Below are 12,710 nucleotides of genomic sequence, written 5' to 3'. Positions count from 1 at the left end.
CCACACTTCAAGCTACAAGCCTCAAGCCATGCGGTGGTCTATCGAACACGCCGGATCGCTTTTAGCTTGCAGCTTGAAGCTCACAACTTGTCGCTGCTTATTGTGATTTGCGGACGCGCAGGTACCACTCGGACAGCAGCCGCACCTGTTTGTCGGTGTAACCCCGCTCGACCATTCGGGTGACGAAGTCGTTGTGTTTCTGTTGATCCTCTTTGCTGGCTTTGGCATTGAAGCTGATCACCGGCAGCAGGTCCTCGGTGTTCGAGAACATTTTCTTCTCGATCACCACGCGCAGCTTCTCGTAGCTGAGCCAGGTCGGGTTTTTGCCGTTGTTGTTGGCACGGGCGCGTAGCACGAAGTTGACGATCTCGTTCCGGAAATCCTTCGGATTGCTGATGCCAGCCGGTTTCTCGATCTTCTCCAGCTCCTCGTTAAGCGCCACGCGGTTAAGGATTTCGCCGGTTTCAGGGTCGCGGTATTCCTGATCCTGAATCCAGAAGTCTGCGTACAAGACGTAGCGGTCGAAGATGTTTTGACCGTATTCGCTGTAGGACTCCAGATAAGCCGTCTGGATTTCCTTGCCGATGAACTCGATGTAGCGCGGGGCCAGGTATTCTTTGATGAAGCGCAGATAGCGCTCGCGGGTTTCGGCCTGGAATTGCTCTTGCTCGATTTGCTGCTCCAGCACATACAGCAGGTGAACCGGGTTGGCGGCCACTTCGTGCGGGTCGAAGTTGAAGACTTTCGAGAGGATCTTGAACGCAAAGCGCGTGGACAGACCATTCATGCCCTCGTCTACGCCTGCGCTGTCGCGGTACTCCTGGATGGATTTGGCTTTCGGGTCGGTGTCCTTGAGGTTTTCGCCGTCGTACACCCGCATCTTGGAGTAGATGTTGGAGTTTTCCGGCTCCTTGAGGCGCGACAGAACGGTGAACTGCGCGAGCATTTTCAGTGTGTCTGGCGCGCAATGGGCCTTGGCCAGCGAGCTGTTGAACAGCAACTTGTCGTAAATCTTGATCTCGTCGCTGACACGCAGGCAGTACGGCACCTTCACGATGTAAATACGGTCGATGAAGGCTTCGTTGTTCTTGTTGTTGCGGAAGCTGTGCCATTCCGATTCGTTGGAGTGGGCCAGCAGAATACCGGTGAACGGAATCGCGCCCAGGCCTTCGGTACTGTTGTAGTTACCTTCCTGAGTGGCGGTGAGCAGTGGGTGCAGGACCTTGATCGGCGCCTTGAACATCTCCACGAATTCCATCAGGCCCTGGTTGGCCCGGCACAGCGCGCCTGAGTAGCTATAAGCATCGGCGTCGTTCTGTGGATATTCTTCGAGCTTGCGGATATCGACTTTACCCACCAGCGCCGAAATGTCCTGGTTGTTCTCGTCGCCGGGCTCGGTCTTGGCAACGGCGATCTGGTTGAGGATCGACGGATAAAGCTTCACCACCTTGAACTGGCTGATGTCGCCCCCGAACTCGGCCAGACGTTTGGTCGCCCATGGCGACATGATGGTATTCAGGTACCGGCGCGGGATGCCGTAGTCCTCTTCGAGGATCGTCCCGTCTTCGGTGGGTTTGAACAGGCCCAAGGGCGACTCAAAAACCGGCGAGCCCTTGATGGCGTAGAAAGGTATTTTCTCAACAAGCTGTTTGAGCTTTTCAGCCAGGGACGACTTACCGCCGCCGACAGGACCGAGCAGGTAAAGGATCTGTTTCTTTTCTTCCAGACCCTGAGCGGCGTGGCGGAAGTACGAGACGATCTGCTCGATGCAATCCTCCATGCCATGGAAGTCCTCGAACGCTGGATAGCGCCGGATGACTTTGTTGGAGAAGATCCTGGATAGCCGCGAGTTGGTCGAAGTGTCGAACAACTCTGGCTCGCCGATGGCCATCAGAAGACGCTCTGCGGCTGAGGCGTATGCACTGCGGTCGGTTTTGCAGAGCTCCAAGTACTCCTGTAGCGAGAGCTCTTCCTGGCGTGTCGATTCAAAGCGTTGTTGGAAGTGGCTAAAAATACTCATGACGTCACCTCGCTCGATACGTGGAGCCGGCGGCGGATCGTCAGTCGATGTTGGATGACAGCTATCAGTCAGCCGTCATTTACCCCCCAAACACCATAAAAGTAGCTACCGATGACCCACGCGCCGGTGTACCGGCTCTCCCCTGATTCGGATGGCCTGAGCACAAGGATAGTTCGGATTCGCACACAGAAAGAAGGAAGGCGTATGAATGTGGTGCAACCGTTCGTCAGTTACCCTCGCGAGGCCGCGTAGCACGCGGCTTCGCGGCCTGAAAAAATATTTTCCGATCAGCCTTGCGCCGTTTCGGCCGGGAAAGTGTTTTTCCACAGCTCGAAACCGCCGTCCATGCTGTAGACCTCGGAGAAGCCCTGTCCTACAAGATAGGCCGCGGCGCTCTGACTTGAGTTGCCGTGATAGCAAACGACGACGAGCGGTTTATCCAGGTCGGCGTTACGAATGAAGTCAGCAATCGAGTGGTTATCCAGATGATGCGAATCGGGAATGTGATTGCTGGCAAAGGTCTGTGCGTCGCGAACGTCGACCAGCACGGCACCGTTTTCACGCAGGGCCTGGGCCTGCTCCGGCGGGATGCGTTTGAAATCGGTCATGGCATAGGCTCCTGGGCCGTTGGGTTCTCGAACTGTCGAGAACGGAAATGGGGATTCTAACGCTGGGCTGCGGTTTGGTCGCCAGCCGATGTGTTTGGAGGTTTTGACGGGTCGAGGGTGCCACGTTCATCACACTCGCAGCGAATCAGTTCGCGGGTGTCGACGTTGAGCATCGTCATCGCTCCACCCCAGACACACCCGGTGTCGAGGGCGTAAACGCCGGGCTCTTCGCAGCGGCCTTCAAGGGCGGCCCAGTGTCCGAAGATGATGTTCAGGCCTTTGGTCTTGCGGTCCTTGTGGCTGAACCATGGCGCATAACCCGCCGGTGCGCTGTCCAGACCTTCTTTACTCTTGAGGTCGAGCTTGCCGTCTGCGGTGCAGAAACGCATGCGGGTGAAATAGTTGGTGATCACACGCAGACGGGTGACGCCGTGCAGGTCCTTGTCCCATTTGGCAGGCTCATTGCCGTACATGCCATCCAGAAAAGGCTCAAGCAGGTTGTCGTCGCGCAGGGCTTCTTCGACTTCTTCGGCACAGCGGAGGGCTTTTTTCAGCGTCCACTGCGGCGGGATGCCGGCGTGGACCAAGGCGATGTCACGCTCGGCGTCGTAGTGCATCAGTTTCAATTGACGCAGCCAGTCGAGGAGGACTTTGGCGTCAGGCGCTTCCAGGATTTCCCGCAGCGTGTCGCCTTTTTTCAGCCGCTCAATGTTGCGTCCCGCAGCGAGCAGATGAAGGTCATGATTGCCGAGCACGCTGACAACAGAGTCGCGCATGCCATACAGGAAGCGCAGGGTTTCCAGCGACTGAGGTCCTCGGTTCACCAGATCACCCACCAACCACAGCTTGTCACTGGCCGGATCGAATGACACACGCTCCAGCAGACACTTCAACGGATCAAGGCAACCTTGCAGGTCGCCGACTGCGTACACCGTCATCAGTGAAGCGCCCCTGGCACTGCCAGCCGGAAAGGCGCGATAACGGCATCGAAGCGTTTGCCATCATCCGCCAGCATTTGATAAGTGCCCTGCATGTTGCCGACCTTGGTGGTCATGACCGTGCCGCTGCTGTAGGTGTGGCTTTGTCCGGCCTGAATCAGCGGCTGCTGGCCAACGACGCCTTCCCCGCGAACTTCTTCGACGTGCCCGTCGCCGTCGGTGATCACCCAATGGCGCGACAGCAACTTGGCTGGCAGCTCGCCATTGTTGTGGACGGTGACGGTGTACGCAAAGGCAAAACGGTTCTGATCCGGCTGCGATTGTTCTGAAAGAAAGCGGGTGACGACGCTGACGTCGATCTGATAACGAGGATCGGACATGCAAGAGGCCTTAAAAGCGGGAGCGGAAAAAGCCGGAAAAGCCCGGAGAAGGTTGAGTCTAGGACATGTGGCGGTGAAAAAACCAACACGGGCTTCAACCGGACATGTCCTGAAGGGTTTAAGCGACGACAGGTTTGTCAGTCAACTTGTCGGCCAGACGCACGAACGCTGCCAGATCCAGTTGCTCTGGACGCAGGCTGCCATCCACGCCCGCCTCAGTGATTTCCTCACTGGTGAGCAGGGCTTTCAGCGTGTTGCGCAACGTCTTGCGGCGCTGATTGAACGCTTCGCGAACGACGCGTTCCAGTGTGCGGTGATCCTTGGCCGGATGCGGGAGCGTCTCGTGAGGCACCAGACGCACAATGGCCGAATCGACTTTTGGCGGCGGATTGAACGCGCCAGGACCGACATTGAACAGATGCTCCACGCGGCAGTGGTACTGAACCATGATCGACAGACGGCCCCAATCACCGCCGCCGGGACCCGCGGCCAGACGCTCGACCACTTCTTTCTGCAACATGAAGTGCATGTCACGAATCAGGTGTGCGTTCTGCAGCAGGTGAAAGATCAGTGGCGTGGAGATGTTGTACGGCAGGTTGCCGACCACACGCAGGCTGCTGGGCGCTGCGTTCAGGCTGGTGAAGTCGAACTTCAAGGCGTCGCCCTGATGCAGGTTGAAGTTCGGCATGCCGCTGAACTGCTGCATCAGGATCGGTACCAAGTCCTTGTCCAGCTCCACGACGTCCAGCTGCGCACCGCTGCTCAAGAGGCCTTCGGTCAGAGCGCCTTGGCCCGGACCGATTTCAAGCATGCGATCTTCGGCTTTGGCACGGATCGAGCGCAAAATTTTGTCGATCACGCCTGCATCGTGCAGAAAGTTCTGGCCGAAGCGCTTGCGCGCCTTGTGTTGGTATTGCTCAGTCATTAACGGGTCTCGGCCATCTGATAGGCGGTTTCCAGAGCAACCTTGAGGCTGCCGGTGTCGATCTTGCCGCTGCCTGCCAAATCCAGTGCAGTGCCGTGATCCACGGACGTGCGAATGATGGGCAGGCCCAGCGTGACGTTGACGGCGGCGCCGAAGCCTTTGTACTTCAGCACGGGCAGGCCCTGGTCGTGGTACATCGCCAGCACTGCATCACAGTGCTCCAGATATTTGGGGGTAAAAAGCGTATCGGCGGGGAGGGGACCACGCAGGTCCAAACCATCGCCGCGCAGACGCTCAAGGGTGGGTTCGATGATGTCGATTTCTTCGCGGCCGAGGTGGCCGCCTTCGCCCGCATGGGGATTCAGTCCGCAGACCAGAATGCGTGGGCGAGGGATACCGAACTTGCTCACCAGATCGGTATGCAGAATGCGCGTCACACGCTCCAGCTTCTCAGGTGTAATGGCGTCAGCGATGTCGCGCAGCGGCAGGTGAGTGGTCACCAGGGCCACGCGCAAGTTGCCGGTGGCAAGCATCATTACCACTTGTTCGGTATGGGTCAGTTCAGCCAGAAACTCGGTGTGGCCAGAGAAGGCAATGCCGCCCTCGTTGATCACACCCTTGTGCACGGGGGCGGTGATCATCCCGGCGAAGTCGCCATTGATGCAGCCTTGTCCGGCGCGGGTGAGGGTTTCCAGTACAAAAGCGCCGTTGGCCTTGTTCAACTGTCCGGCCGTGACCGGCGCGTTCAGCGGCGTGTCCCAGACATACAGGCTGCCCGCAGGGGCAGGAACATCGGGCCAAGCGGAGGGTGTGACGGGAATCAGGCTGACAGCCACGCCCAGTTGAGCGGCCCGTTCATTGAGCAGGTCGCAACTGGTGATGGCAATCAGGGGGTGGGGCTGGGACTGCGCGGCGAGCAGCAGGCAAAGGTCAGGACCAATGCCAGCGGGCTCGCCGGGTGTCAGGGCGAAACGCCGGGGTTTCACTTGGCAGCCTGGTCAGCGCCAGGGAGCTTGATTTCAACGTAGGCTTCGTCGCGAATCTGACGCAGCCAGGTTTGCAGCTCTTCGTCGTATTTGCGGTTACGCAGTACGGTCATCGCTTGTTGCTCGCGAGCCTGGTTGGTGCCGTCGGTGGCGCGACGACCCAGGACTTCCAGTACGTGCCAGCCGAATTGTGTCTGGAACGGCTTGGACACCACGCCTTGCGGCGTCTCGTTCATTACGTCGCGGAATTCAGGCACCAGCGAACGTGGGTCCACCCAGTTCATGTCACCGCCGTTAAGCGCCGAACCCGGATCTTCGGAGAAGCTCTTCGCCAGAGCGCCAAAGTCTTCGCCGTTCTGGATGCGGTCGTAGATGCGCTGAGCCAGTGTCTTGGTTTCAGCTTCGCTGCGAATCTCGCTTGGCTTGATCAGGATGTGACGAACGTGAACCTCGTCGCGCATCTGGGTCTGATCTTCACCGCCGCGTTTCTCCAGCAGCTTCAGGATGATGAAACCACCCGGCGTACGGGCTGGTGGGGTTACCTGACCTGGGCTCATCGAGCGCAACATGTCGCCGAATGGGGGCGGCAGTTGAGCGGCTTTACGCCAGCCCATGTCACCGCCGTCCAGTGCGCTTTCGCTGGCCGAAGAGGAAATCGCCAGTTGCTCGAAGTTCGCACCCTGTTGCAGCTTGCCGTAGATGTCCTTGGCCTTGGCTGCGGCGGCCTGGATCTGGTCCGAGGTCGCGCTGTCAGGGGTAGGCACCAGAATGTTGGCCAAGTGGTACTCTTCCGAGAACTGAGCCTTGCCCAAGTCCGAGGCGAGGAAGTTCTTCACTTCCTGCTCCGACACCTGGATACGCTCGGCAACGCGACGCTGACGTACGCGGCTGATGATGATTTCCCGACGAATCTGCTCACGGGCGTTATTGAACGACAGGCCGTCATGAGCCAGTGCGGCCTTGAACTGGTCGATGCTCATGTTGTTGCGCTGAGCAATGGTGCCGACCGCCTGGTTCAGCTCTTCATCGGTGATGCGAATGCCGGAGCGCTCGCCAATCTGCAGTTGCAGGTTTTCGAGGATCAGACGATCCAGAACCTGCGACTCCAGCGCGCTGGCAGGAGGAACGCCCTGGCCGCGCTTGGCGATGGTTTGCTGAACTTCGCGGGTGCGCTGATCGAGCTGGCTTTGCATGACCACGTCGTTGTCGACGATGGCTACCACCTTGTCGATGGTGCGCACTTCAGCGTGCGCCACCGAACCGATGAGCAGTGCGCCCAGTACTAGCGGGCGCAGAGAATCAGAAAGCTTGGTCTTCACGTTCACGATAACCTTGGATGCCTTTGTCGAGGAAGCTTTCAACTTTTTGGCCGACTACGCCACCAAGTCCCTTCAACACGATTTGTAGGAATACGCCGCGGTCGCCTTTCTCGTTCTGTGCAACCTCTTGAGTGGACTCGTCATAGTCGACCCAGTAACGGTTGATCAGGCGCAGCTTCCAGCAGCAGTTGTCATATTCAAAACCACCAAAGGCTTCGAGGGTGCGATCACGGTTGTAGTCATATTGCCAGCGACCAATGGCGCTCCATTGAGGCGCGACAGGCCAGATGACCGAGAAGTCATGCTGCTGGATTTTGTAGTAGTCCTTGATGACCGAGCCATCAGGCAGGGTTGCGTCGCCGCCGCCCACGGACCAGCGGCCAGTCGTCTGGTCGTAACGGACCTGGTCGTTGCGATAGCGGTAGCCGGCGTTGATGATCTTGCCGGGATTGTCTTCAGGCTGGTAGTGAACCATCGCGCTGCCGGAGCGAGTGCTGCGGCTGTCCGGGTCCCAGTTGAAGTCCGACGTGGCACGCCAGTCGCGGTTGAAGCGGTATTCGTATTCCAGCGCGTACGGAGACACATCAGACTGTGCGTCTTTGCGGTCCTGATAGCTGATGCCTGGCAGCTGCACCTTGCGATCGGCGAAGTAGACCGCCTGACCGAAGCTGACACGCTGACGTTCGAAACCGTTGTCTTCGATCCAGCGGTTGGTTACGCCCAGCGACAGTTTGTTCTCGTCACCGATGCGGTCAGAGCCGACGAAGCGGTTGTCACGGAACAGCGACGCGTAGTTGAACGTCGTTTCGCCCGTGTCGAAAATCGGAATGTCAGTCTGGTCCTTGTTCGGTACGTACAGGTAGTACAGACGCGGTTCCAGAGTTTGACGGTAGTCCTTGCCGAACCAGTTGGTGTTGCGGTCGAAGTACAGGCCGCTGTCCACGCTGAAAATAGGGACAGCGCGGTCTTGGGACGAGTTGTAGCTCTCGTCAGCCAACAGAGTGCGCTTGCCTTCCGCATCCAGATCCAGGTCGTACTTGGTGTAAACGTATTTCAGTTTCGGGGTCACAAAACCATACGAGGCCGTCAAAGGCAGGCTGATCGACGGCGCCAGATTCAGCCGGTCGCCATTGGCGCGCGCCAGACCCTGAACGTTGTTGTCCAGGCGGCTTTGCGGAATCCCGTCTTCATCCACGAAGCTGCCGTCGCGCAGGTCGCGGTCGAAACGCACCAGCTCAGACTCGTAATCGAACTTCAAACCGCCCGGATTGAAAGGCAATGTGCCGTTCAGGGTCAGTTGAGGCAGACGGGCGTACGGCGTGATCTGAGTGATCGTGGTCAGTTGATACTGCTGAACGTTCAGACGTGCCCAGTAGCTGTCGCCACGGTAAGTCAGATCACCCTGCTGGTTCAGGAAGTTGTGCGTGCTGACGCCTTCCTGGCCGCTTTTCAGGTCCTTGAAGTAGTAAGGATCGCTGACTTTGGTGTAGTCGACATGCGCAGTCAGGCGCTCGTCCAGACCACTGCGGTTCTGCCAGTTGATCATCCAGCGAGTGTCCTTCGAATCGGACTCAAGCTTGCGATCGTCGTTGTCGTCGTTCAGGTAAGCGGCGCCGAACTGACCTTCGCTGCTCTTGGTCAGGTAACGGAACTCACCTTCAAGCAACAGGCCACGTTTGGCCATGTACGTCGGGTACAACGTGGCGTCGTAGTTCGGCGCCAGGTTGAAGTAGTAAGGCGTGAGCAACGAGAAGCCAGTGTCGCTGCTGGCACCGATGGTCGGTGGCAGGAAGCCGGACTGACGACGATCGTCGATCGGGAAATAGATGTACGGGGTGTAGAGGATCGGAATGTCCTTCACACGCAGGGTGGCGTTGGTTGCCGTACCGAAACCGGTGGCCGGGTTCAGGGTGATGTTGTTGCCCTTAACCGTCCAGGCGTTGCTGCTCGGTTCACACGTGGTGTACGTACCGTCCTTGAGGCGGATGATCGCGTTTTCTGCACGGCGGGCGTACAGCGCGTTACCACGCACGTTGGACTTGTGCAGCACATATTCGGCGTTGTCGACTTTCGCTTCACCGGTGTCCAGCTGGACTTCAGCGTGGTCGCCGACGATCAGGGCGCCGTTGTCGCGCAGACGGACGTTGCCGTTCAGCTCGCCACGGTTTTCGGCCTGATGCAGCGCCGCTTCATCGGACTCGACCTGCATGGAGCCCTGGCGCATGACGACGTCACCGGCCAGGCTCGCGATCTGTTCTTCCTGCTGATAACGCGAAGCCTTGGCGCCAATGAAGGTCGGGGCGTCGCTTTTCGCGGTCTTGTCGTCCATGCCAGGACGAATCGGCTCGATGTACGCGCCAGAGCAATACGGACCCGTCTCTGCCAGTTGGGCAGCGGTCAGTTTCTCGCGTGGCACCCAGTCCAGATGGCTGTAGTCTGCGCTGCGCGATTGCAGGCCCCGGCCCTTGGCCTCGGTGACCAGCATCGTTTTAGGCACGACTTCACCGCTTTCAGTGGTGATCGTGGACTCCGTCGTCCCGTTGCTGTTGGACGACACGCTGTTGGCGTCGTGCACCGGCCGCGGAGGCAACTGGGCTGCATTGGTTTTCGGGGAGCAATCCCACGCACCTGTTGCCGACACGGAGCAGTCATACTGCTCGGCCGCAACCACGTACTGGGTGGCCAGAGGTTGCATCGCCAGCAAACTGCCGGTTACGAGCAACGGAAATTTTTTACGAAACGCGGGGGATTTCAATGCCATCTTATTAGTCCGGGCTTCCTGCGCGCCATCTGCCCGCGGGGGGGCCGCACGCCTCTCGATGGGCTGAAAAAGATGTCGGATAATAAAGCATGACCCGCTTGACGGCTAGCGCCGTCGGAGACCCTTGCAATGCCAGATCAAGATGTACGCCTGCAACACCTGAAAGTTTGGCTCGATGAGCAACTGCCAACGTTGTTCGCGGCCCAAGGCTGGGGCGCCATACCCCCGGCCACGTTGACTGCGGCCAGCAGTGACGCGAGTTTCCGACGCTATTTCCGCTGGGAAGGTGAGGGGCGCACTTTTATTGTCATGGACGCGCCACCCCCTCAGGAAAACTGCAAACCCTTTGTCGACATCGCTCATTTATTGAGCGAATCAGGGATTAATGTTCCGAAAATTTATGCCGAAGACCTGAATCAAGGCTTTCTGCTACTCAACGACCTGGGCCGAAAAACGTATCTCGACGTGATCGATGAGCACAACGCCGATCAATTGTTCGCCGATGCCATTGAGGCGTTGCTGGCGTATCAGCAGTCGCCGATGGATGCGCCATTGCCCAGCTATGACGTCGCGCTGTTGCGCCGTGAGCTTGAGCTGTTTCCTGAGTGGTACGTGAAGCGGCATCTCGGGGTGACGTTAGATGAGGCCCAGCAGGCCAGTTGGCAGCGGGTCAGCGGGCTGTTGATCGACAGTGCGTTGGCGCAGCCCAAAGTGTTGGTCCATCGCGATTACATGCCCCGTAACCTGATGCTCAGCGAGCCGAATCCCGGCGTGCTGGATTTTCAGGATGCTGTGTATGGCCCGGTGACCTACGACATCACCTGCCTGTTCAAGGACGCGTTCCTGAGCTGGCCGGAAGAGCGCGTTGCGGGCTGGTTGAAGGCCTACTGGGACAAAGCCGCTGGCTTGGGCATTCCCGTGCAGGATGATTTCAATGAGTTTCGGCGCGCCAGTGATTTGATGGGTGTGCAGCGTCACTTGAAGGTGATCGGTATTTTTGCGCGCATTTGCCACCGTGATGGCAAGCCGCGTTACCTCGCCGATGTGCCGCGTTTCTTCTCTTATATAGAAGCAGTGCTGGCGCGTCGGCCTGAACTCGTTGAGCTGAGCAATCTGCTGACCAGCCTGCGTCAGCCGAAACCCGAAACGGCCGTGTGAAGGAATGGATGTGAAGACTGTTTTGAAGAGGGACGCATGAAAGCGATGATTTTGGCGGCCGGCAAAGGTGAGCGGCTGCGGCCGTTGACCCTGCACACGCCCAAGCCACTGGTGCGTGCCGGCGGTGTCCCGCTGATCGAATACCACCTGCGTGCCCTGAAAGCTGCGGGTTTCAGCGAGGTCGTGATCAACCACGCTTGGCTGGGGCAACAAATCGAAGACTATCTGGGTGACGGTCATCAATTTGGGCTGCGCATTCGTTACTCCCCTGAAGGCGAGCCGCTGGAAACCGGCGGCGGGATTTTTCGCGCGTTGCCATTGTTGGGTGATGAGCCGTTTCTGGTGGTCAACGGCGACATCTGGACCGATTGCGATTTTACGGCGCTGAAGGCGCCCATTCACGGATTGGCCCATTTGGTGTTGGTGGACAATCCGCTGCATCACCTCTCCGGCGATTTCGCGTTGGTGGGCGGCGAGGTGCGGGACGAATCCGCGCCTGCGCGGCTGACCTACAGCGGTATTGCGGTGCTGCACCCGAAGCTGTTCGCGGGGTGTAGCGACGGAGCGTTCAAGCTGGCGCCCCTGCTGCGCGACGCGATGGCGAAAGGGCAGGTGACTGGCGAACATTTCACCGGGCGATGGGTGGATGTCGGAACCCATGAACGGCTGGCGGAAGTCGAACAGATTGTCGCGGTGAAACCCTAGATGCTCTGGCCTTTCACACTGATCGGAGGCGGCGCCGGGTACGCAATTGCCAGCATTCCGGGCGCGATGCTCGGCGCTTTGTTGGGGCAGGCGCTGGATCGACGGCTGCATGTCCAAAGCCTTGCGGAGCTGCGCGAACGCCTCGCCGGTCGCAAGGTGCCACGGGATGACGAGCTGATTTTCATCCTGCTGGGTCGCGTCGCCAAAACAGATGGCCGTGTGGTCGATGGCCATATTCAGCAAGCCCGCGTCGAGATGCGTCGTCTGGACTTGAGCGAACCTGCCACGCGTCGTGCGATTGCGGCGTTCAACCGGGGCAAGGATGGCCGCGACAATCTGCGCGTGCACCTGACGCGGCTGAAAAACCAGCCTCATGCGGCCGAGGGTTTGCTGCGTGCATGCTGGCGCATGGCCTGGGCCGATGGCAGGGCGTCAAGGGGTGAGCGCGAGCTGATCGTGTCGTGGGGCAAATGGCTGGGCTGGACGGCAGAGAAAGTCGAGGCGTTGTCAGCGACCGAAGATGAACAGCGCACCCGTTCCCCGGCCAGCAGCGGCGGTGAATATCAGGAGGCCTTACGCTTGCTGGGCGTGCGGTCGGATGCGGAGCCTGCACAGATCAAGCGGGCGTACCGGCGTCTGTTGAGTCGGCATCATCCGGACAAAGTGGCAGGGTCGGGCGCCAGTCCGGTGCAGGTGCGCGACGCCACCGAAAAAACCCGGGACCTGCACCACGCCTACGCGGTGGTGCGGGAGAGGCGCGGGTTTCGGTGAATGGGTCTGCCGAAGGCGTGGGAGATTCTATGGTTGAGGGCAAAGCTTTTTAGCCCTCTTTCCTGCGTCATATTCGTCTTCGTTCTGCATCAGGGAAAATGCGACGCGGGCGAGCTTGCGAGCCAGAATCACCAGTGAT

General features: G+C 58.9%; 11 protein-coding genes. 3 read left to right on the top strand and 8 right to left on the bottom strand.

The features are described from left to right. Window positions 1-97 precede the first annotated feature (97 nt). The 8 genes from ACIQAL_RS24640 to ACIQAL_RS24605 form a co-directional block, all read right to left on the bottom strand. Window positions 98-2,020: a PrkA family serine protein kinase gene (locus ACIQAL_RS24640; protein ID WP_062385212.1), complete on the bottom strand. Its 1,923-nt coding sequence runs from the start codon at window positions 2,018-2,020 to the stop codon at window positions 98-100. Window positions 2,021-2,307: 287 nt separating this feature from the next. Beyond that, the gene (glpE, locus tag ACIQAL_RS24635; protein ID WP_166595602.1) at window positions 2,308-2,628 is read right to left on the bottom strand and encodes a thiosulfate sulfurtransferase GlpE; all 321 of its coding nucleotides are present in this window, start codon (window positions 2,626-2,628) and stop codon (window positions 2,308-2,310) included. Window positions 2,629-2,684: 56 nt separating this feature from the next. Next, entirely contained in the window at window positions 2,685-3,566 is an 882-nt protein-coding gene (locus ACIQAL_RS24630; RefSeq protein WP_401150164.1) for a symmetrical bis(5'-nucleosyl)-tetraphosphatase, read from the bottom strand. Beyond that, the gene (gene apaG, locus ACIQAL_RS24625) at window positions 3,566-3,946 is read right to left on the bottom strand and encodes a Co2+/Mg2+ efflux protein ApaG (protein ID WP_166595600.1); all 381 of its coding nucleotides are present in this window, start codon (window positions 3,944-3,946) and stop codon (window positions 3,566-3,568) included. Before apaG ends, ACIQAL_RS24630 begins: the two co-directional genes overlap by 1 nt. Before the next feature lie 118 nt (window positions 3,947-4,064). Further along, a complete protein-coding gene (gene rsmA, locus ACIQAL_RS24620) occupies window positions 4,065-4,871 on the bottom strand; it encodes a 16S rRNA (adenine(1518)-N(6)/adenine(1519)-N(6))-dimethyltransferase RsmA (RefSeq protein ID WP_401150162.1) in 807 nt (268 codons plus the stop codon). Continuing rightward, window positions 4,871-5,857 carry a 4-hydroxythreonine-4-phosphate dehydrogenase PdxA gene (gene pdxA / locus ACIQAL_RS24615; RefSeq protein WP_401150161.1) on the bottom strand — a complete coding sequence of 329 codons (987 nt, stop codon included), beginning with the start codon at window positions 5,855-5,857 and terminating at the stop codon, window positions 4,871-4,873. Before pdxA ends, rsmA begins: the two co-directional genes overlap by 1 nt. Next, on the bottom strand, window positions 5,854-7,176 hold the full coding sequence (locus tag ACIQAL_RS24610) for a peptidylprolyl isomerase (protein ID WP_401150159.1): 1,323 nt from the start codon (window positions 7,174-7,176) through the stop codon (window positions 5,854-5,856). The genes pdxA and ACIQAL_RS24610 overlap by 4 nt, the downstream gene beginning before the upstream one ends. Further along, a complete protein-coding gene (locus tag ACIQAL_RS24605; protein ID WP_401150157.1) occupies window positions 7,157-9,937 on the bottom strand; it encodes an LPS-assembly protein LptD in 2,781 nt (926 codons plus the stop codon). The genes ACIQAL_RS24610 and ACIQAL_RS24605 overlap by 20 nt, the downstream gene beginning before the upstream one ends. 129 nt (window positions 9,938-10,066) lie before the next feature. On the opposite strand from ACIQAL_RS24605, the gene ACIQAL_RS24600 reads away from it, so the two are divergent. Genes ACIQAL_RS24600 through ACIQAL_RS24590 form a run of 3 tightly spaced genes read left to right on the top strand, consistent with a single transcriptional unit; the run spans window position 10,067 to window position 12,571 of the window. Then, a complete protein-coding gene (locus ACIQAL_RS24600) occupies window positions 10,067-11,095 on the top strand; it encodes an aminoglycoside phosphotransferase family protein (protein WP_401150155.1) in 1,029 nt (342 codons plus the stop codon). Between the two features lie 36 nt (window positions 11,096-11,131). Then, window positions 11,132-11,800, top strand: coding sequence for an N-acetylmuramate alpha-1-phosphate uridylyltransferase MurU (gene murU / locus ACIQAL_RS24595; RefSeq protein WP_401150154.1), 669 nt, complete (start codon window positions 11,132-11,134; stop codon window positions 11,798-11,800). Beyond that, window positions 11,801-12,571, top strand: a complete 771-nt coding sequence (locus ACIQAL_RS24590) for a TerB family tellurite resistance protein (protein WP_401150152.1) — start codon at window positions 11,801-11,803, stop codon at window positions 12,569-12,571. The last annotated feature ends 139 nt before the right edge of the window (window positions 12,572-12,710 follow it).

It is taken from the genome of Pseudomonas sp. NPDC088368 (genome assembly GCF_044753445.1).
Lineage (GTDB): Bacteria > Pseudomonadota > Gammaproteobacteria > Pseudomonadales > Pseudomonadaceae > Aquipseudomonas > Aquipseudomonas bambusae.
This window is presented reverse-complemented; position numbering and strand designations above follow the sequence as displayed.